The organism is Streptomyces sp. 4F14, assembly GCF_048159485.1.
In the GTDB taxonomy this organism is placed as follows: Bacteria; Actinomycetota; Actinomycetes; order Streptomycetales; family Streptomycetaceae; genus Streptomyces.
On the sequence record NZ_JBLRVY010000024.1, the window covers coordinates 17,333 to 38,987 of the forward strand.

Annotated in this window: 12 protein-coding genes; 2 read left to right on the forward strand and 10 right to left on the reverse strand. The window is 71.3% G+C overall.

What is annotated here, in order from left to right:
* Nucleotides 1-27: 27 nt before the first annotated feature.
* Nucleotides 28-6,210: an SDR family NAD(P)-dependent oxidoreductase gene (locus ACLZOT_RS33880; RefSeq protein ID WP_416972972.1), complete on the reverse strand. Its 6,183-nt coding sequence runs from the start codon at nt 6,208-6,210 to the stop codon at nt 28-30.
* A 167-nt stretch (nt 6,211-6,377) separates the two neighbouring features.
* Here ACLZOT_RS33880 and ACLZOT_RS33885 point away from each other — a divergent pair, with 167 nt between their 5' ends.
* A complete protein-coding gene (locus ACLZOT_RS33885; RefSeq protein ID WP_416972973.1) occupies nt 6,378-7,598 on the forward strand; it encodes a cytochrome P450 in 1,221 nt (406 codons plus the stop codon).
* Nucleotides 7,599-7,648: 50 nt separating this feature from the next.
* Here ACLZOT_RS33885 and ACLZOT_RS33890 read toward each other — a convergent pair whose 3' ends face one another.
* A complete protein-coding gene (locus tag ACLZOT_RS33890; RefSeq protein WP_416972974.1) occupies nt 7,649-8,443 on the reverse strand; it encodes an AfsR/SARP family transcriptional regulator in 795 nt (264 codons plus the stop codon).
* Complete coding sequence (locus ACLZOT_RS33895; protein ID WP_416972975.1) at nt 8,440-9,216, reverse strand: thioesterase II family protein; 777 nt, start codon at nt 9,214-9,216, stop codon at nt 8,440-8,442. Before ACLZOT_RS33895 ends, ACLZOT_RS33890 begins: the two co-directional genes overlap by 4 nt.
* Nucleotides 9,217-9,588: 372 nt before the next feature.
* Here ACLZOT_RS33895 and ACLZOT_RS33900 point away from each other — a divergent pair, with 372 nt between their 5' ends.
* Nucleotides 9,589-10,959 carry a phenylacetate--CoA ligase family protein gene (locus tag ACLZOT_RS33900; protein ID WP_416972976.1) on the forward strand — a complete coding sequence of 457 codons (1,371 nt, stop codon included), beginning with the start codon at nt 9,589-9,591 and terminating at the stop codon, nt 10,957-10,959.
* 5 nt (nt 10,960-10,964) lie between these two features.
* Here ACLZOT_RS33900 and ACLZOT_RS33905 read toward each other — a convergent pair whose 3' ends face one another.
* The 7 genes from ACLZOT_RS33905 to ACLZOT_RS33935 form a co-directional block, all read right to left on the reverse strand.
* Nucleotides 10,965-11,825, reverse strand: coding sequence for an esterase/lipase family protein (locus ACLZOT_RS33905; RefSeq protein WP_416972977.1), 861 nt, complete (start codon nt 11,823-11,825; stop codon nt 10,965-10,967).
* A 218-nt stretch (nt 11,826-12,043) separates the two neighbouring features.
* The gene (gene ccrA, locus ACLZOT_RS33910) at nt 12,044-13,381 is read right to left on the reverse strand and encodes a crotonyl-CoA carboxylase/reductase (protein WP_416972978.1); all 1,338 of its coding nucleotides are present in this window, start codon (nt 13,379-13,381) and stop codon (nt 12,044-12,046) included.
* Nucleotides 13,378-15,663, reverse strand: coding sequence for a beta-ketoacyl synthase N-terminal-like domain-containing protein (locus ACLZOT_RS33915; RefSeq protein ID WP_416972979.1), 2,286 nt, complete (start codon nt 15,661-15,663; stop codon nt 13,378-13,380). Before ACLZOT_RS33915 ends, ccrA begins: the two co-directional genes overlap by 4 nt.
* A 6-nt stretch (nt 15,664-15,669) precedes the next feature.
* Complete coding sequence (locus tag ACLZOT_RS33920; protein WP_416972980.1) at nt 15,670-16,938, reverse strand: acyltransferase domain-containing protein; 1,269 nt, start codon at nt 16,936-16,938, stop codon at nt 15,670-15,672.
* Between the two features lie 105 nt (nt 16,939-17,043).
* The gene (locus ACLZOT_RS33925) at nt 17,044-17,259 is read right to left on the reverse strand and encodes a DUF5988 family protein (protein WP_416972981.1); all 216 of its coding nucleotides are present in this window, start codon (nt 17,257-17,259) and stop codon (nt 17,044-17,046) included.
* Nucleotides 17,260-17,403: 144 nt separating this feature from the next.
* Nucleotides 17,404-18,483 carry a DUF3533 domain-containing protein gene (locus ACLZOT_RS33930; protein ID WP_416972982.1) on the reverse strand — a complete coding sequence of 360 codons (1,080 nt, stop codon included), beginning with the start codon at nt 18,481-18,483 and terminating at the stop codon, nt 17,404-17,406.
* A gap of 55 nt (nt 18,484-18,538) precedes the next feature.
* Complete coding sequence (locus ACLZOT_RS33935) at nt 18,539-21,517, reverse strand: carbohydrate binding domain-containing protein (protein WP_416972983.1); 2,979 nt, start codon at nt 21,515-21,517, stop codon at nt 18,539-18,541.
* Nucleotides 21,518-21,655: the final 138 nt, after the last annotated feature.

Genomic DNA, 21,655 nt, shown 5'->3' on the forward strand with positions numbered 1-21,655 from the left:
ACTCCCCGTGTTCGGTGGGCACCCGTCTCACACCCCGAGTTCGTTGTCGATGAAGTCCAGTACCTGCTGCGGCGAGGCCGTCTCCAGCCGGTCGACGCCGTCGCCCTCGCCGCTGTCCATGACCTTGGCGAGCAGCGCTTCCAGCCGCGCGGCGACCGCCGCCCGGTCGAGGCTCTGTACGACGGCTGCGGACAGGCCGTGTTCGACGCGGGCGACCTCGCGCAGCACCTGCGCCGTCGCGTCCCCTGTCGGCGCCAACTGGGCGTCGGGCAGGAGCCGTTCGACGAGGTGGGCGGCGAGCGAACGGGGCCGGGGATGGTCGAAGACGAGGGCGGCGGGCAGTTTGAGCCCGGTCGCGGCGGCGAGCCGGTTGCGCAGTTCGACCGCCGTCAGCGAGTCGAACCCCAGTTCCTTGAACTGGATGTCCACGTGCACCGCGTCCACGTCGGCGTGTCCGAGCACTCCGGCGGCGTGCGCGCACACCACCCCGGTCATCAGGTCCACGCGTTCCTCGCCGGTCAGCGCGGCGAGCCTGGCCGGCCAGTCCGCCACCGCCCCGGCCGAGGCGGCGACGGGGCGTGCGGCGGAGGTCGTCAACCCCCGCAGTACGGTGGGTACTTGTCCGGCGTCCGGAGTCCGGACGTCCAGGTCGAGGGCGAGCAGATCGGGCCGTCCGTGCAGGCGTGCCGCGTCCAGCAGTGCGCATCCCCGGGCCACGCCGGTCGGCTTGATCCCGTACCGGTCGATCCGGGCCCGGTCGGCGGCGGACAGGGTTCCGGTCAGTCCGCTGGTGGCCTCCCACAGCCCCCACGCGACGGAGAGCCCGGCGAGCCCCTGGGCCCGGCGCGACACCGCGATTGCGTCGCAATAGGCGTTGGCGGCAGCGTAGTTGGCCTGACCGGGGGTCCCCAGGGTCGCGGCGAAGGAGGAGAACGTCACGAACAGCCCGAGCCTCGACTCGCGGGTGGCCTCGTGCAGTTGACGCGCGGCGCCCGCCTTGACGTCCCAGACGCGGGCGAGTGTGTCGGGGTCCTGGGCGTCGATGAGGGCGTTGTCGAGGACCCCGGCGGCGTGGACGACGCCGGTCAGCGGGTGGGCGGGGTCGATGCCGGCGATCAGCGAGGCCACGGCGCCGGGTTCGCTCACGTCGGCGGCGACGACGTCGACGTACGCTCCCAGGTCCCGCAGCCGGGCGGCGAGTTCCTCACCTCCGCCTCGCCGGTTGACCAGGAGGAGCCGGGTGGTCTCTCCCGTGCGCACCAGGTGTTCGGCGACGGCGCCGCCCAGGGTCCCGGTGCCGCCGGTGATGAGGACGGTCCCCTCGGGATCGAGGGGCGCGGGCACGTCGAGGACGAGCTTTCCGGTGTGCTCGGCCCGGCTCATGCAGCGCAGGGCGTCACGCACCCGCCCCAACGGCCAGGCCCGCACCGGCAACGCCCCGGAGGCGAACACGTCACCGAGCCGCCCCAGCATCTCCCCGAGCTTCCGGGGCCCCGCGTCGGCGACCAGATCGACGGCCGTGTACGCGACCCCGTCCGGCTCCCGGACATCGGTCTTACCCAGCTCGACGAACCGCCCACTGGTACCGAGGAGTTGGAGGGAGGCGTCGATGAACTCACCGGTGAGGCTGTTGAGTACGACGTCCACGTGCCCGAACTTCGCGGCGAACCCGAGGTCCCGTGAGGAGGCCCGGTGCGCCTCGTCGATGCCCAGCTCCGCCAGCACGGCATGCTTTCCGGGACTGGCCGTCGCGAACACCTCGGCACCGAGCCGACGCGCCACCCGGACGGCGGCCATCCCGACCCCACCGGTGGCGGCGTGGATCAACACGCGCTCACCGGCCTTCAGTTGAGCCACCTCGACCAGCCCGTACCAGGCGGTGAGGAACGCTGCGGGAGCCCCGGCGGCCTGCCGCATGTCCCACCCGTCCGGTACGGGTGCCAGCATCCGCGCATCGGCCACGACCCACGGACCGAACCCGCCGTCGACCATCCCCATGACCCGCTCCCCCACGACCGGCCACGTCACCCCGGGCCCGACCTCCGCCACCACCCCGGCGACCTCGGTCCCCATGACGGCGTCGGGGTCCGGATACATGCCCAACGCGATCAGCACGTCACGGAAGTTGACGCCCGCAGCATGCACGCCGATCCGCACCTGCCCCGCGCCGAGCGCCACTTCTTCGCAGGCCACGGCCGACACCGCGTCGAAGGTCCCGGCCGCCCCGCTCACCACCCGCCAGACACGCGCCCCGGAAGGTCCGGCAACCTCGTCCGACACCCCGGCCCGCGCCCACCGGGGCATCAACAACCGACCTCCCCGCAAGGCGACTTGAGCCTCGTCCGCCGCGAGGGCCCGCCGTACGGCATCCACGACGACGGCAGCCTCCTCCCCATCCGTGTCAACCAGCACGAACCGCCCCGGATGCTCCGACTGCGCACTACGCACGAGCCCCCACACAGCGGCACCCGCGAGATCACCCTCGGCACCTCGCGTCACGACCACGAGCCGCGACCGCTCCAACTCGGGCGCGGCAAGAAACTTCTGGATGGTCGCCAACACCCCTTCGGTGACGGCGAGTTCATCGGCCCCGCTGGTGTCGACCGCGGCCAGGACCAGGTCGGTCGGGGACGCGCCCTCCTCCAGCGCCGCCCAGGTCAGTTGGTCGTCCACAGCCACCAACGGCAGCGGATACCAGCGCAGTTCGTAGAGCCCGTCCGCCCCGACGGCAGCCCGCACCTGCTCAGCGCCGGTCGGCCGCAACCGCAACTCCGCCACGTCCAGCACCGGCCCACCCGCAGGATCGGTCACCGTCACGCGTACGGCGTCCTCACGCAGGTAGGCGATGCGTACGCGTACGGCGGTCGCTTCCGAAGCCCATAGCGACACCCCGCTCCACACGAACGGCAGCAGCACCCCGTCCCGGTCCCAGCCGGCGAGCAACGGATGCAGGGCGGCGTCCAGCAACGCCGGATGAATGCCGAACCCGGCCGCAGGACCGGCCGGTTGGGGCAGCTCCACGTCCGCGACGAGATCCCGGCCGGCCCGCCACAGCCCGCGCAGGCCCTGGAAGGCGGGGCCGTACGCGTATCCGGCGTCCGCGATCCGCTCGTAGAACCCCTTCAGCTCCACGGCCTCCGCGCCTGCCGGTGGCCACGGTCCGGCCTCGCGCGCAGGGGGGACGACCGCCGCACCCCCCAACTCCCCGACGGCGTGGCACACCCAGACGTCCCCCTGCTCCGAGCGCGCGTACACGTGCACATCCCGCCGCCCGCGCTCGCCCTCCGCCCCCACGACGACCTGCACCCTCAACCCGGCGTCGGGCACGGCCAGCGGCGCCTGCATCGTCAGCTCCTCGACCGTCGCGCACCCTGCTTCGTCGGCGGCCCGCAAGACCCACTCGACGAAGGCGGCACCCGGTACGAGCGGGGTTCCGGCGACGACGTGCCCCTTCAACCCGTCGGGGCGGCCGTCCAGGACGATGCCTCCGTCGGCGAGGGTGAGGGCGGTGGAGAGGTGGGGGTGTCCGGAGTTGGTGGCGTGGGTGCCTCGGGGGGCTGTGTCGGGGAGCCAGTAGCGGTGGCGTTGGAAGGGGTAGGTGGGGAGGTCGATGGTGCGTGGGGGTGTCGGGAACCAACGGCGCCAGTCGATGTCGGCGCCGGAGACGAAAGCCTGGGCGGCGGCGAGGGTGAGTTGCTTCACGGAGCCGTGGTCGCGGCGCAGGGTCGGGACCACGGTCCCCGACTCGATGGTCTCCTCCATCGGGAGGACCAGCACCGGATGGGGACTCACCTCGATGAACAGGCGGTAGCCGTCGGCCTGGAGCGCCTCGACGGTCTCGGCGAAACGGACCTGCTCTCGAAGATTGGTGACCCAGTAGCCGGTGTCGAGCGTGCTGGTGTCGATACGGCCTGCGGTCACGGTCGAGTAGAAGGCGATGTCGGACTCCGCGACCGGGCGGACCCCGGACAGCCGCTCCGTCAACTCTCCGGCGAGTTGGTCTATTTGTGCATTGTGGGAGGCGTAGCCCACGTCGATGAGGCGAGCCCTCAGTCCCCGCACCTCAGCCTCCGCAACCACCGCCGCCACATCAGCGGGCGGCCCTGAAATGACCGTGGAGGAGGCACTGTTGACCACGGCGACGGACACACCCGGCCGCTCGTCCCCGATCAGTGCACGCACCTCGTCCGGTCCGGCGCCGATCGAAGCCATGTCACCCCGGCCCTGCAACTGCCGCAGCGCATCACTGCGGACGGCGACGACCCTCGCCGCATCCGAGAGCGACAGCACCCCCGCCACGCAGGCCGCAGCTATCTCACCCTGCGAATGCCCCATCACTGCGGCAGGACGAACGCCATAGCCCTCCCAGACAGCGGCCAGGGAAACCATCACCGCCCACAGGACCGGCTGCACCACATCGACACGGTCCAACCCGCCGCCACCCCGCAGCACTTCGGTCAGCGACCAGTCGACATGAGGCGCAAGGGCCTGCTCACACTCCCCGATCCGCGCCGCGAACACCGCAGACTCCTCCAGCAGTTGAGCCCCCATCCCCACCCACTGCGACCCCTGCCCAGGGAACACCAGCACCGGCCCGGGTCCGATGTCCCCGGCCACCCCCGACACCACATCCCCACCCACGACCACCGCACGATGCTCGAACACCGACCGAGTCGTGACCAGCGACCACCCCACCTCCGCAACCGACGCCTCCAACTCCCGCACCCGCCGGACCTGTTCCTCCAGCGCCCCTTCACTCCGCGCAGACACGACCCACGGCACTACCTCCGACGCCGCCCCGGCCGACACCTCAACATCCCCCAACGGCGCCTCCTCCAAAATCAGATGCGCATTCGTCCCCGAGAACCCGAACGACGACACCCCCGCCCTCCGAACCCGTTCCCCCCGCCTCCATCCCACCGCCTCGGTCAGCAGCCGCACCCCACTCCCGTCCCACTCCACATGCCCCGAAGGCACCCCCACATGAAGGATCGGCGGCAGCACCTCGTGCCGAAGCGCCAGCACCGTCTTGATCACCCCGGCGACCCCGGCCGCGATCTGCGTATGCCCGATGTTGGACTTCACGGCCCCGACCCACAGCGGCCGTGAAGCATCCCGCCCCTGTCCGTACGCCGCGATGAGTGCCCCCGCCTCGATGGGGTCGCCGAGGACGGTCCCGGTGCCGTGTGCCTCGACGGCGTCGATGTCCTCAGGGGAGAGCCGAGCGTCGGCCAACGCCGCCCGGATCACCCGTTCTTGGGATGGCCCGTTGGGCGCGGTGAGCCCGTTGGAGGCGCCGTCCTGGTTGACCGCCGATCCCCGGATCACGGCGAGGACGTCGTGCCCGTTGCGCCGCGCGTCGGAGAGGCGTTCGAGGAGGAGGACGCCGGTGCCCTCGGCCATGCCCATGCCGTCGCTGTGCGCGGAGAACGGTTTGCACCGTCCGTCGGGTGCGAGTCCGCGCAGTTCGCTGAAGCCGATCAGCGGCGCGGGTGTCGCCATGACGTACGTGCCGCCCGCGAGGGACAGTGCGCATTCCCGGGTGCGCAGGGACTGCACGGCGAGGTGGAGGGAGACCAGCGAGGACGAGCACGCGGTGTCGACGGTGACCGCCGGGCCTTCGAGGCCGAGCGTGTAGGCGACGCGTCCGGACGTGACGCTGCCGGAGTTGCCGATGGTGAGGTAGCCGGTCGTGCCGTCGGGGACCTCGACGTCGCCGAACGCGTAGTCGAGGCCGTCGCAGCCGATGAAGGTGCTCGTGTCGCTGCCGCGCAGGGTCAGCGGGTCGATGCCGGCGCGTTCGACGGCCTCCCACGCCGTCTCCAGGGCGAGCCGCTGTTGCGGTGCCATGGTGAGCGCCTCGCTGGGGCCGATGCCGAAGAACGCCGCGTCGAAGCCGCCGACGTCCTGGACGAAGCCGCCCTCACGGACGTAGCTGGTGCCGGGGTTCTCGGGGTCGGGGTCGTAGAGCGCGTCGAGGTCCCAGTCGCGGTCGCCGGGCAGTTGGGTGACGGCGTCCCCGCCCGTGGAGACCAGGGTCCACAGGTCCTCGGGGGAGCGGATGCCGCCCGGCAGGCGGCAGGCCATGCCGATGATCGCGATCGGCTCGTGGCCCGCCGTCTCCAGGTCGTGCAGCCGGTGTTCCGTACGCCGCAGGTCGGCTGTGACCCGCTTGAGGTAGTCGAGGAGCTTCTCTTCGGTGTGCGCCATCCCGATCCTCTGCTCAGGGCAGGTGGGGCCTGTCTGACCGCAGAGTTGTCGACGCCGCTAAAGCGCTTCTAAGACTCGGCTGCCGTCCGGCGCGCGGTGTCTTAGGGGCGCTTAAGCGGTCCGTGTGAGGGTGCGGTGGTCGGTTTGACGATGGGAGACGAGACGCGATGTCCCTCACGGAGAGCACGTCGGCGGCCACGGTGCCCGACCTGGTCGACCCCTCGTTCTGGGCCCGGCCGTACGCCGAACGCGTGGCGTTGTTCGAGGAGTTGCGGGCTCTGCCGCATCCGGCGTTCGTGCAGCAGCGGCTGCCCGGGGTGCCGTGGGCGCTCGGGTATCGGGCGCTCGTGAAGTACGCCGACGTCGTCGAGGTGAGCCGGCGTCCGCAGGACTTCTCCTCGCAGGGGGCGACCAGCATCGTGGGGATGCCGCCGGAGCTGGACGAGTACTACGGGTCGATGATCAACATGGACAACCCGGAGCACGCCCGGCTGCGGCGGATCGTCTCTGCCTCCTTCGGCCGCGCGACGGTCCCCGAGCTGACGGCGAGGGCGACGCGTATCGCCCGTGGCATCATCCGTGACCTGGTGGAACGCGGTCCGGGTGACTTCGTGCGGCCCGTCGCCGCGGAGATGCCGATCGCGGTGCTCGGCGACATGATGGGCCTGCCGGAGGAGGACCACGACCTCCTCTTCGACCTGTCCAACAAGATCGTGGAACCCTCCGGCGGGGAAGCGGTCGTCGAGGCGTCGCGGGAACTGGGCGACTACATCGCGCGGTTGCGTGAGGAGCGGCTCGCCCGCCCGCGTGCGGACGTGATCACGAAGCTGGTGCGGGTGCAGGCGGACGGTGAGTACCTGAACCGGCAGGAGCTGGTGTCGTTCTTCATCCTGCTCGTCATCGCCGGCATGGAGACCACCCGCAACGCGATCTCGCACGCCCTGGTCCTGCTGACCGAGCATCCGGAGCAACGGCGGCTGCTCGTCTCGGACTTCGACCGGTACGCGCAGGGCGCCGTGGAGGAGATCCTGAGGGTCTCCACGCCCATCAACTGGATGCGGCGGGTCGCCGTCCGGGACTGCGAGATGAACGGGCACCGGTTCCGCAAGGGCGACCGGGTCTTCCTGTTCTACTGGTCGGCCAACCGGGACGCGGGCGTCTTCCCCGACCCGTACCGCTTCGACATCACGCGCGGTGCGAACGCGCACCTGACGTTCGGCGCGGTCGGCCCGCACGTGTGCCTCGGCGCCCATCTCGCCCGGCTGGAGATCACGGTGCTGTACCGGGAGCTGCTCGCCGCGCTGCCCGAGATCCGTGCCGTGGGGCAGCCGCACCGCCTGGACTCCAGCTTCATCGAGGGCATCAAGCGGGTCCGCTGCGCGTTCTGAGCGTGCCGGAGCACCGCACACCCCGTGGCGCGTGATGTGCGGAGCTGCGGTCAGCGACCGGACGCGGCCGGCAGGGCCATGAGGCGTCGGTCGCCGGCGAGGATGGCGCGCTGGAGGTCCTGGAGCGGGCGTCCGGGCTCCAGGCCCATTTCGTCGTTCAGGGTCTTGCGGACCGACTGGTACACCTTGAGGGCGTCGGCCTGCCGCTCGGAGCGGTAGAGGGCCAGCATGAGCTGGCGATAGAACGATTCACGCATGGGGTTCTCGGCGATGAGGGCGTACAGCGTGCCGACGGCCTCGCGGTGGCGGCCGAGCTGGAGCCGGCACTCGGCGAGCATCTCCTGGCACTCCAGGCGGACTTCGGCGAGCCAGGTGGAGAACCCGTCGATGATGGGGCCGTTGGCGGCGGGTCCGCTGCCGCCGTGTCCGAGGGCCGGTCCGCGCCACAGGTCGAGCGCCGCCTCGAACTGCTCGGCGGCCCGGTCGAGGCGTTTCTCCCGCAGCAGCGACCTTCCTGTGTCGACGAGTTGGGGGAAGAGGTGGGCGTCGATCTCGTCGTGCCCCTTGCGCAGGACGTAGCCGGGCGCGCGGGTCTCGACGTGGCTGTCCCCGCTGCACCGGGCCCTGAGGAGCTTGCGGAGCTGCGAGATGTACACGTGCAGTCCGGCGGTGGCACGCCGGGGCAGGTCCTCGCCCCACACCTCCAACATGAGCTGTTCCAGGGAGACGACCTGGTCGGCCCGGATGAGGAGGACGGAGAGGACGATCTCGACCTTGCGTGCGTTGATCGTGGCGTACTTGTTGCCGTCGACGATGCGGAGGGGGCCCAGGATCTCGTACCTCACCGGCCGCTCCCCCTCACGGCTTCGGAACGGGTGAGGGCCTTCACGACGATGTCCGTCACCTCGTGGCGGCGGTTGTCGAGGTAGAAGTGGCCGCCGGGCAGGACCCTCAGGTCGAAGGGGCCGGTGGTGTGCTGCCGCCAGGCGGCGACGTCGTCGCGGGGGGCCTGCGGGTCGCTGTCGCCGACGAGGGCGGTGACCGGGCAGCGCAACGGTGGTGAGGGGGTCCACCGATACGTCTCGGTCGCCCGGTAGTCGTTGCGGACGACCGGGAGGATGTCGGCGAGGAGTTCCTCGTCGTCGAGGAAGAGCGGGTTGGTGCCGCCGGCGCGGCGGAGTTCGGCGGCGAGGCCGGGGTCGTCGAGGAGGTGGACGGTGCCTGGGTGGAAGCGGGACGGGGCGCGGCGTCCGGAGACGAAGAGTTGTTCGGGGGCGGGGAGGCGGCGGGCGACCTCGAAGGCGAGGGCGGCGCCCATGCTGTGTCCGAAGAGGGCGAGCGGGCGGTCGAGGTAGGGGGCGAGGGCTGCGGTGACGTGGTCGGCGAGGTCGAGGATGCTGTCGATGAGGGGTTCTCTGCGGCGGTCCTGGCGTCCGGGGTACTGGACGGCGAGGATTTCCGCCGTGGGGGTGAGCGCGGGGGAGTGCGCGAAGGCGTGGTAATAGCTGGCGGAACCGCCCGCGTGCGGGAAACAGAGCAGGCGGACTTCGGCTTCCGGGAGAGGGCGGAAGCGCCGTATCCATAGGTCCGGGAGATCTTTTGAGGAGGGGGCAGGCATGATTGTTCCCTTCTCCGAATAAGTGACAAGGGAACCGCCACATCGCGATCATCGTCGACCAGTTGTGGCGGCCGCCGAAAAGCACGGACCATCATGCAAGGTCACAGTTAAAACGGCAACGACGTGCCGGGACCTACTGGGCGGAATAAGACATTCCAGTGTTCTTGTGTCGGAAAATAAGATGCGACCGGTCGGCTTTTCCGGGCTATTGATCGGGGCCGAATTGCGGGAAGGGCGATGTGCTGGTCCACCGACCTGACCGCATGTGGAGGTTGTGTGAAGAATGGGAGGGCTGGGAAGTGGCTGGATCCGTTCACTGGGGTCGCCGCCCGCGAACGGGGTACCCGCCCCTCCCCGAAGGAGCGAGAGACCATGACAGACAACAGCCTGTGGCTCGACCACGACGTCCGCCGGGCCCGCAAACAGGGCGCGGACGCCGTCGCCCGACGCCAACGCGCCCGGTTGGCCCGGACCGTGGCCCACGCCCGCTCCGCGTCGCCCTACTACCGCGACCTCTACCGCCACCTCCCCGACCGCGTCGACACCCCGCAGCCCCTCCCCGTCACCGGCAAACAGGAACTGACCGACCACTTCGACGACTGGGCCACCGACCGCGCGATCACCGCCGACAAGGTCCGTGCCTTCACCGACGACCCCGACCGCGCCGGACGCCGCTTCCTCGGCCGCTACCTCGTCGCCACCACCTCCGGCACCAGCGGCCGGCGCGGCATGTTCGTCCTCGACGACCGCTGCCTGCACGTCGGCTCGGCCGTCCTCTCCGCCGCCCTCACCTCCTGGCTGAGCCCCCGCGACCTCGCCCGGGCCGCCCTGCGCCGCGCCCGCTTCGCCCAACTCGTCGCCACCGAGGGCCACTACGTCGGATACGCCAGCTACTCCCGCACCCGCAGGGAAGGCGGCCTGCGCGGCAAACTCGTACGCGCCTTCTCCGTCCACGAACCGACCCCGCGACTGGCCGCCGAACTCGACGCCTACCGGCCCGCGTTCGTCATCGGCTACGCCGGCACGATCATGCTGCTCACCGCCGAGCAGGAAGCCGGCCGCCTCCACCTCGACCCCGTCCTCGTCCAGCCCGCCGGCGAGACCCTGACCACCGCCGACACCGACCGCGTCGCCCGCGCCTTCCGCGCACCCGTCCACATGGCCTACAGCGCCACCGAGTGCATCTACCTCAGCTACGCCTGCGCCCACGGCTGGTACCACGTCAACGCCGACTGGGCCGTCCTCGAACCCGTCGACGCCGACCACCAGCCCACCCCGCCCGGCGAGTTCTCCCACACCGTGCTGATCACCAACCTCGCCAACCGTGTCCAGCCGATCATCCGCTACGACCTCGGCGACAGCGTCATGGCCCGCCCCGACCCCTGCCCCTGCGGCAGCCCCCTGCCCGCGATCCGCGTCCAGGGCCGCTCCGGCGACATCCTCACCTTCCCCACCGGCCGCGGCGACGACGTACGCCTCGCCCCCCTGGCCTTCAGCACCCTCTTCGACCGGGTCCCCGGCGTCGAACTCTTCCAGGTCGAACAGACCACCCCGACCACCCTGCGCGTCCGCCTGGCGACGGCACCCGGCGCCGACCCCGACACCGTCTGGCGGGCCTCCCACGACGAACTGACCCGCCTCCTGGCCGACCACCACCTCGACGACGTCACCGTCGAACGCGCCGAGGAACCACCCCACCAGACCCCCGGCGGCAAGTACCGCACGGTCGTCCCCCTGCGGTGACCCCGCTACCGCGCGTACGGCCGCAGCGGCGGCTCCTCGGCCGCCCACGGCCTGCTGTGCAGCAGGATCTCCAGGGGGAACGCCAGGAAACCGGGCAGCGCCGCCACCGCCTCCGCAGTGTTCAGCGGCATGACCAGCCGCGCACAGTCCGCGGGATCGACCCGCGCCGGATCCGCCGGGCCCGGATGCCCGATCGCGTCGGCCACCAGGTCGTAGCTCACCTGGTCGACCACCAGCGCCACATGGCTCGGCCACGGACGGCCCGGACACACGTCCTGCACCCCGACCCGCGTGGCCCCCGGCAGCGCCGGCGGACCGCCGTCGGCCACCACCGACTCGTCGGCCGTCGAGTAGACCGTGGTGTACGAGGGACCGGCGGGCATCGCAGTGCCGTCCGCGGTCAGCGCCTTCGACCAGTTCGAGTCACGCGCGAACTGCAGCACCGACGCCGGACACCCCGTCACCTCGCTCAGCGGCAGACACGAACTCGCCAGCTGGGTCCCCTGGAACGGGGCGCCCAGCGTCACCGCGTCGTCCACCTTCCCCGCGAGATCCGGCCAGAACCGCAGCGCCCACGCCACCAGCAGCCCGCCCTGGCTGTGCCCGACCAGGTCGACCTTGCGGCCCGTACGCTCCTCGATCACCCGCGCCGCGTACACCACGTACTCGACGGACTCCTGCATGTCCCGCAGACCGCGCCCCGGCGGATCGACCCAACATGACGGATGTCCGGCCTTCCTCAGCTCGGCCACATAGTTCCACGCGAAGTTCTCGTACCCTGTGAGACCCGTGGCCGGAACGAACAGCACGGTCGAACCGTCGCCGCCGCCCGGTTCGCAGTGCAGCGCCGCCGCGAGTTCGGCCACCGGAGTTTCCAGAGGTGGCGGAGGATCGCCGTCCGCACGCGCGACGGGCGCCGAGAAAACAGCCAGGGACAAGACCGCCGCCGCGAGACGGCCGGCCGCCGGAAAAAACCGCACACGAACCTCCGGGAACGAGAATGCAAGAATCCGGTAAGGGCCCTCGAAATATTTCCGCCGATATCACGGACGGAGAATTTCCGGCCGTCGCGGGGAAAACGCAGTCAGAGCACCGAGCTCTCCTGGAAAAGATCGATCCGCTCCCGTTTCAGGGCCCGCAGATCCGGGTCACGCACCCCCATCCCGGGCCGGTCGGCCAGACACAGCACGCCCACCTTTCCCTGATGCGTGTTCGACGAGACCGCGTGCGTCGCCTCCCCGACGCTGTCGAGCGGGTACGTCCGCGACAGCACCGGATGGACACTGCCCCGCACGACCAGCTCGTTGGCGGCCCACGCCTCGCTGTAGTTCGCCATGTGCGAGCCGACGATCCGCTTCACGTGCATCCACAGATGACGGTTGTCGTAGGTGTGCTGGTAGCCGCTCGTCGACGCACAGGTCACCACGCACCCGCCGCGCGCCGCCACCATCACGCTCACCCCGAAGGTGTCCCGGCCGGGATGCTCGACGACGATGTCCGGGTCGTCACCCGCCAACTTCCGCACGGCGCCCCGGAACCGGCTCCACTCGCTGAGCCGGGGCCGCTCCTGCTCGTCCCAGAACACGAAGTCCTCCGCCGCCCGGTCCACGACCAGCTCCGCCCCCATCCGGCGGCACAGCTCCGCCTTCGCCGGCGACGACACGACACAGACCGGGATCGCCCCGCCGTTCAGGGCGAGCTGCGTCGCGTACGCGCCGACACCGCCCGCCGCACCCCAGATCAGGATCCGCTGCCCCTGCTTCATCGCCGCCCCGTGATGGGACACCAACTGCCGGTACGCGGTGGACAGTCCGACCCCCAGCGACGCCGCCTCCTCCCACGTGAGGTGGGCCGGCTTCGGCATCAGCTGGTTCGCCTTCACGAGGGAGATCTCGGCGAGCCCGCCGAAGTTCGTCTCGTACCCCCACACCCGCTGCCCCGGGTCGAGGAGCGTGTCGTCGTGCCCGCCCGGCGTCTGGAGATCCGGCTGCAGACAGTGCGCGACGACCTCGTCCCCGGGCTTCCACTCCCGCACCCCCGCCCCCGTGCGCAGCACGATCCCCGACAGGTCGGAGCCCAGCACGTGGTACGGCAGGTCGTGGCGCGCGCCCTCCGGGGAGAGCTTGCCGAGCGTGCGCAGGAACCGGAAGGTCGGCACGGGCGCGAAGAGCGCCGACCACACGGTGTTGAAGTTGATCGAGCTGGCCATCGTCGCGACGAGCACCTCGTCGTACGCGAGTTCAGGCGTCGGGACCTCCTGCACGTGGATCGTCCTGCGGGGGTCGCGCTGCTCGACGGGCGTACGGGCCAGGGCGCGTTGGTCGGCGGCGAGGGTGACGGCGGCCCGGTAGCTGTCCGGGACGTCGCAGGCGGCTACGGCGAGCGGGTCGTCCGCCGCCGCGGCCTCACGCAGTCGGCTCATCGGCTGCTCCTTGTCTGCCGGTGAAGTGTCTGCCGGTGAAGGGTGATCACGGGTCCCGGCCCGCCGTCGTCCGGTCCCACCGCGGTCTCGGCCGCGTCGGTGTGCAGAGCGCGCAGCACGGCGAGGACACCGTCGGCGGCGGCGAACGTCTCGCCCGCCGAGGCAGAAGCCGAAGCGGAGGCGGTACGGGGTGCGCGGTGCCAGGCGCTGCCCAGGCGGGCGAGGGGGTCGAGGCCGTGCGCCCGGGCGACCGACTCCCGGGTCAGCGCGAGCAGGAACGCCCCCTCGGCGACCCGCCCGGCCTCGATCCCCATGAACCGCGCGAACTCCGGTCGGCTGCTGGCACTGACACCCAGCACGAGCGCCATGTCCAGCTCGCCGTGGGCCAGTTGCCGGGCCGCGACATGGACGGCGGTGAGCCCGCTGTCCACCAGCATCGTGACGCCGCCCAGGTCGTACCGGTTGGCGACGCGGGCCGCGACGACGTTCGGCAGGATCCCCGGCAGCGTGTCCTTCGTCGTCGGCTCGGTCACCGCCCGCAGCCCGGCGACGTACGCGGCGAACTCCGTACGGTCCGCGCCCTCCAGCAGCGCGTCCAGTTCGGCGGCGTGGCAGCGCACCAGGTTGTCCGACGCGGACGGCTGGGGGCCGGACGACGCCGCGACGACCCCGGTCCTGGCCCGCACCGGATCCCACAGCTCGCCGTGCTCGGCGCCGAACAGCGCCGTCACCCGCAACGCCATGAGCTGGCCCGCGTCGGTGGCCCGCACGGTCGGCGGCGGCAGCCGGACGTCCGGGAACGGCGGCGCCGGGTACCGTGCGCCGAACGTACGCGGCCCCGGCAGCTCACCACCGCGCAGCCACCGCGCCACCTCCCCGGGCCCCGGATCGCCGGGCAGATGCGCGGTCCACGCCAGCAGCACCACCGGATCGGCGTCCAGAGCCGGCCCCGGACGCGACGCGGGCACCTCGGCCCGGTCGGCGATCACGAGATGCCCGTTGGTCCCGCCGAACCCGAACGCGGAGACCCCCACGACCCGGGCCCGCCGCCGGTCCTCGGGCCAGGGCACATCGGTGACCGGCACCCGCACCCGGTCCGCGTACGGCGCACTCGCGCCGAACGACGTGAACCGGGCCTGCGCCGGGATCGCGCCCTCCCACAGGGCCGTCAGCGCCTCGATCACCGAGACCACACCGGAACTCCAGGCGCTGTGCCCCAGCAGTGACTTGTTCGACCCGCACCACACCCCGCCCGCGCCCGTGGCCTCGGCCAGCGTCCGCAGCTCGACCGCGTCCCCGACCGAGGTCCCCGTCCCGTGCGCCACCACCCAGTCGACGTCGTCGGCGGCCACCCGCGCCGCCCGCCGGGCCCGCTCCAGACACCGCCGCTGGCCCACCGGGTTCGGCGCGTAGATCGCCGTACCCCGGCCGTCCGACGACCCGCCGAAGCCGAGCAGCACACCCAGCACCGGGTCGCCGTCCTCGACGGCCCGCTCCAGGAGCTTGAGGACGACGACGCCCGCGCCGTCGGCGAACAGGGTGCCGTCGGCGCGCTCGTCGAAGACCCGGACGTCCTCGGCGGGGCTCAGCCCGCGCAGCTTCGCGAAGGTCACGTTGTAGCGGGGCGTCACCGCCGACACGCCGCCGCAGACGGCGAGGTCGCAGGAGCCGTCGAGCAGGCCCAGGACGCCGAGGCCGATCGTGTACAGCGACGACGAGCAGGCGGCGTCGACGACCGCGAACTCGCAGTCGGCGGGCAGCAGTCCGGCCGCCGCGGTGCGCGCGATGCGGTCCGGCAGGGTGTCGCGCGGCGGGCCGCCGCCGTACAGCAGGGACCGCAGCCGGTCCGCGGCCGCCGGGTCGGTGCGGTGGCCGGCGACCGCCTCGGCGAGGACCGCGCGCTCGGCGCGGTGGCCGATGAGGGAGCTGGTGCCGACGTAGTAGGCGTACCGGTCGGTGGCGCGGACGGCGACGTCGGCGCGCGCCTGGAGGAGGCAGTGCCGCAGCCACAGCGCGGTGCGGTCGGCGTCGTCGTGGATGCCCGCCGCGATCTCCCCGGCGAGCACGGGGTGCGGCCGGAAGTCGTGCAGGAAACCCGAGGTGCGGGTGTAGCAGCGGTCCTCGGCGGCCGGGTCGGCCGACCAGAAGGCGTCCAGCGGATAGCGGTCCGCCGGCTCCTCGAACACGGGCCGGCCGCCGCGCAGCAGCTTCCACAGCTCGTCCGGGTCACCGGCCCCCGGTACCGCGAGGCCCATCCCCACCACGGCGACGCCTGCCGTCATGGCCGGTCACCGCCGCTCGGGCTCGGAGAGCGTCTCGTCGCGCAGCAGGCCGGTGACGAGGGCGGCCAGGTCGACGACCGTGTCGTAGTCGCCGGTGTCGGCGACGTGGAACAGGTGCTGGAGGTCGTAGCGGCGCAGAGAGCGCTCCAGGAGCTCGGTCATGCCGAGCGAGTCGACCCCCAGGTCGGCCTGGAAGTGGGCGTCGTCGGTGAGCGTCTCCAACGGGTACTCCAGGAGTTCGGCGCAGACCGCGCGGACCGTCTCCAGGACCTCGGGGTCGGCCGCCGGCGCGGTGGACGCCGTCGCCGTCGCCGGGCCCAGGGAGCCCAGCCGGCCCGACAGGTCGGGTTCCGTCAGCGCCTCGCGCAGCGGGGCCACGGTGAGCGCGGAGGGCAGCGCCGCGGAGACCAGCCGGGTGAGGACGTCGAGGGCGCCGCACTCCACGTACGTCGTGACGCCCTCGGCGTCCAGGGCGCGTACGGCGTCGTGGAAGCGCACCGGGCGGGTCATGTCGTCGACCATGAGCGCGACGACGTCGTCCTCGGCGGTCAGGAAGCGGCCGAGGCCGTGGGAGTAGCAGAACCGCTCGCGGGGCGCCGCCATCGGGATGCCCGGTAAGCGTTGCGCGTAGGCGGCGCTCGCCTTGTCCAGCACCGGGACGTGGAAGGGGAGGACGACCTTCAGCCGGGAGGTCCGCAGACCCGCCGCCCGTGCCGCGTCCCACACCCGGATCAGGTCCCCTTCGGCGCCGCTGACCACCGACTGGCCCGGCGCGTTCACGGACGACACCGCGACCGTCGAGGCGTGCACCGACGCGATCAGCTCCTCGGCCCGCTCCGGATCGGCCTCGACCGCGACCATGCCGCCCGCCGGCGGGGGCGCCTCCCGCAGCGCGGTATGCCGTTCGCACACCGCCCGCACCGCGTCGCCCGGCGTGAGGACCCCGGCGACGGACAGGGCGGCGAACTCGCCCAGGCTGTGCCCGATCACATGGTCGGCCGTCAGCCCGTACCGGGACTCCAGGAGCGTCGCCAGCGCGAGGGAGGTCGCCAGGGTGGCGACGTCCATCCGGTCGGGGTCGGACTTGAGGAGGACGCCCACGGTGGGGGCGTTCGGGGAGAACAACAGGGGCCGGACGGGTTTCACCCCGTACTCGGCGGCGGCCTCGTCGATCTCCGCCACCTGATCCGCGATCCGGTCGGCGTCGGCGCCGAGACCGGCGAAGACGCCCGGCAGGTACGACCCTTGGCCGGGGAACAGCAACGCCACCCTCATCTGGTGATCCTTTCGACGCGTCGAGCCTAGGAGCGGGGCACTGGGGCGTCTGCCCCTAAAACACGGGGGCGCACCCCTAAATGACAGTGGGGTTGCACGTTCGCTCTACTCGGCCACGTACGTGTGCCGGCTCCAGATGAACACCACCACCTCCCGCCCCTGCTCCCGCACCCGGCGGGGGGTCGGCTCGAAGTGCTCCCAGCGGTTCCCGTTCAGCAGCCGGAACTTCCTCGCGGTGTCCGGCACGTACCGCAGCCGCTCCGTGTCGGGGAGGAACCCCGGACCGCCGGTCAGGAGGACATTGGGCTCCTGGGTCGCCATGGTTGCCACCTTCCGTCGTCGGAATCCGGGAGAAAGTGCATCATCCTGCCGACAGCCGTGGGGGATTCCGGAGGGAAGGTAGGGGGTCGCGGACCGGAGTTAGGGGTCCCGGCACCCGTGGGGGGCGCCGGGACCGTCGCGCTCTCAGGCCGCCGGCACCTCCGTGTCCACCCGGTTCTCCCGCCACCACGCCGCCCCCACCGCGAGCACCGCCCCGCCGACCGCGTAGGCGCCCAGCACCCACAGCGCCCCCGACGTCGCGTGCCCCGTGAAGTACACGGTGTTGCGGACCAGCGTCGTCCCCGCGCCCGGCGGCAGCGCCTGCCCGATCGCGCTCCAGAACGACGGCAGCAGCGGCGCCGGATACACCCCGCCCGAACTCGGGTTGCCCAGCACCACGAAGAGCAGGATCACCACACCGGTCCCGATCAGCCCCAGCAGCGTCTGGAGGGCCAGCGCGGTCGTCGCGGACGCCAGCACGATCAGGGTGCCGATCCCGGTCAGCGCCCAGAAGTGGCCGCCGAGCGCGTCGAACCCGGGACCGACGATCGCCGCCCCGGCGAGCCCCGACACCAGCGCGTACAGCACGAGCACGGCGAGCCGGATCAGGGTGCGGGAGCGGTTGGCGGGCCGGGTACCCGCCGCCATGCCCATGATGGTCGCGGTGAGGTAGCCGCCGATCACCCATCCGACGACCAGGTAGAACGACGTCATCCCGCGCCCGTCACCGGAGTTGGGCGGCCGGATGTCGGTCACGGTGATCTGCCGCTTCTGCGCGGCCTCGATCTTCTGCGCGATCTGCGTCGCCGTCTGCGAGACCGAAGGCCCGCCCGCCGACGCGACCAGCAACGTGTCCCGCGTGCCGGTCGCGTCGAACAGGAACGCGGCGTCCGACTCACGGTCGAGGACCCGTTTCCGGGCCGCGTCGGCGTCCACGACGGCCTCGGCCTTCACGGGATCGCCGTCCAGCGCGTTCAGTTGAGCGACGATCTTCGCGGACACCTGCTGCGGCGCGGCGACCGCGACGGGGATCCGGTGGGGGGTGGGGGAGTGGAACGCGCCGACGTACGAGACGATGAAGGCGAGCTGCACCAGCAGCCCGCCCAGCACCAGACCGAACGCGCGGAGCGTGACGGCGTCCTTGAACTCGGCCGCGAAACCACGGGAGTCGACAGGGGACGGAGTGGGGGGAATGCCCGGGGATGGGCCGTTATCCGTGTTCACCGGCGAATGATCGCACGCATTCGCGAACGGCCCACCCCCTGGATCCGGATGAGATCTACTTGAGATACGGCCCCGCCGAACCCACCTTCCCCGGCGCCGCGTTGGCCCCGCCCAGGTCGAGCACGAACACCCGCGCGTTCCCCTTCCCGGGCGCCCCCACGCTCAGCTTCCCGTCGGAGACGGTCCGCGTCTCCCCGGTCACCGCGTCCTTGTACGTCCCGTTCGGCACCCCCGAGAACGTCGCCCCGTCGGTCAGCGTCACCAGCGCGAAGCTGTCGACGCCGCCCTCGGTGTACCGCCGCTTGAACGCCATGTTCCCCGCGACGCCCTCCGTGGAGTACTGCCCTTTCTGGAGCGCCGGGACGGCCCGCCGGATCTGGTTGAGCCGCTGGACGTGCTTGACGAGCGGTGAGCCGAGCGTCGTCGCGACGGTCCCGGACGCGCTGGACACGGTTCCGAAGCCGGAGGCGGTCACACTGCCCTGGAGATGGTCGCCGTAGTACGCGCGCCCGGTCGTCGCCAGCGGACACGTCGGCCCGCAGTCGATCTTCTTCCCCTTCTGGAACTCGATCTCCGACCCGTAGTACAGCGTCGGGATCCCCCGGAAGGTCCACATCAGCGCCATGTTCTCGGCCCACGCGTCCGTGCCGCCCGCGTACCGCTCCGACGACTTGTTCGGCCCGTAGTCGTGGCTGTCGACATACACCACGTTGTACGTCGCGTCGTTGACGCTGTCGTCCGAGTCCTTCCCGTTGTGGAAGGCGTTCGGAGCGTCCCCGAAGTTCATGTGCATCCGCATGTCGATGATGTTCATCCCGGAGAACCGCGACCGGTCCGGGGCGTGGTACGCGTTCCCGTTCAGGAACGCGTTCGTGGACGTCGGCTGGTTCCCCGTCCCCTGCCCGTTCTCGTAGTCGAACTGCTCGATCGCCGCCTTCTCGTCGTCCGCGCTGTACTCCTTGCGCTCCTTCCACGTGTAGAACTGCGCCGAGTGATTGACCGACCCGCGATTCCACTTGTCGTTGACGAACGCGGCGACCTCCCCGAACACGAAGAAGTTCTTCGCCGCCTCGGCCCCGAACCGCTGCGTCACCCGCTCCTGGATCGCGGGCAGGAACCGCCGGTTCCAGGTCACGCGCGGGATGTGGACGGCCGTGTCGACCCGGAACCCGTCGACACCCATGTCGATGTACTTGTCGTACGCCCCGATCAGGTAGTTCTGCACGGGCGCCGACTCGGTGTCGAAGTCGGCGAGATCCTCGTGCAGCCAGCAGGAACGCGCGTCCTCGCCCTCCCAGTTGCCGATCCAGCACTGGTGGTAGTACGCCTTGGGGAACATCCCCGACGTCGGGTTCGGCCACTGGCAGTTGTAGAGGGTGTACCCCTCGGCGCTCTTCCCGCCGGTCGGCTTCCCCCAGTTGACGCAGGTGTTGCCGGACGGCTCGGCCGTCGACCACAGGTCGCCGTTGTAGTACGACTTCCCGGACTTCGTCTCGACGGTCAACCCGTCGTACTCGAACGCCGAGTTCGGCTCGTCGTAGTACCAACTCCACTGCGTGTCACGGACCCCGTACACCTTCGGCGTGAACAGGCCCTTCGCGCCCCAGCGGGAGGAGTGGTTGTAGACGACGTCCTGGTAGATCTTCATGCCCTTGGCGTGCGCGGCGTCGATCAGGTCCTGGTAGGAGGCGCCGGCCGACTCCAGACGCGGGTCCACCTTGTAGAAGTCGTAGCCGTGATAGCCGTGGTAGTCGTAGTCCGAGCGGTTGAGGACGACCGGCGTGATCCACACCGCCGAGAAGCCGAGGCCCTTGATGTAGTCGAGCTTCTCGACCAGCCCCTTGAAGTCGCCCCGGAACATGGGGTCGTCGTTCGCCGCGTTCCCCGACTTGGTGTGCTGGCTGCCGCCCCGGTCGTTCGCCGGGTCGCCGTCGTAGAAGCGGGCGGTCAGCACGAAGTAGATCGGGTCCTCACGGGGATCGGTCCCGAGGGGCCTGCCCGTCTGCGGCGTGGGCGGCTTGTCGCCGGTGGTCGCGGAGACGGGGGCGGAGGCGGCCGACGCGTTGCCCGCCGCGTCCAGCGCCTTCACGGTGTACGTGTACGCCGTGCGCTCATCGAGGCCCGTGTCGGACAGGACCGTCGACGTCACGTCGGTGACCGTCGTGCCCTTGGTGCCGCCGGTGCGGGTGACCTGGTACCTGGTGACGCCCCGGTCGTCCGTCGCCGGGGCCCACGACACGACGACCGACGTGTTCGTGGCCGTCGCGGTGACCTTGGCCGGGACGCTCGGGGCCTGCGTGTCCGGGGGCTGCGCGGCGCAGGGGTCGGCGGCGTTCGTCGTGACCGTCTTGTCCTTCACCGTCGAAACGCCGGTCGGCAGGGCGTAGTTGCGGCTGTCGTTGTTGTCCCAGACGCCGTTGCCGTTGTTGAAGGTGACCTGCATGCCGGTCGCCGTGCCGAGGTCGAGGGTCTTCTTCCACCAGCCGGTGCAGGCCGGGTCCATGCCGAGGCCGGGGACCGTCGTCCAGGCGCCGCCGGTCGGGGCGTAGTGGATGTTCGCCGTGGTCCAGCCGAGGGACGCGGTCGAGTAGTAGACGGTGGCCTGGTTGCCGGGGGTCGTCGGGACCGTCGTGCACGGGTCGCTGTGGGCCACGACGCCGTCCTTGACGGTGATCGTGCCGGTGCCCAGGGCGTAGTTCTTCCCGCCGTTGTTGTCCCAGGTGCCGCTGCCGTTGTTGAACGTCGCCTGGAGCCCGGCCGCCGGGCCGAGATCGACGGTCAGCTTCACCCAGTCCGTGCACGCCGCCGTCATCCGGACGCCGGGGACGGTGGTCCAGGCGGCGCCGTCGGGGGCGTAGTGCAGGTAGGTGGCGGGCCAGTTCTTGGTCTTCGTGTAGTAGAAGACCGTCGCCGCGTTCGAGGTGTCGGCGACGGCCTCGGCCCCGGTGGGAGGGGGAGGGGTGGCGGTGACCAGGCCGAAGAGTCCCGCTGCGGCGGTGAACACCGCGAGCGAGCGTGGGGGTGTGCGTCTCATGCGCGTCTCCAGTACGGGCCGGGGAGTACGGTCGCAAGGGTTTGCTGGAAGTTCCTGCAAGCGGTTGCAGCGACTGAAATTACCTGCGCATGACAATGACGTAAAGGGTTCGTGACCCGTGAATGCCGGTGTCAGCTA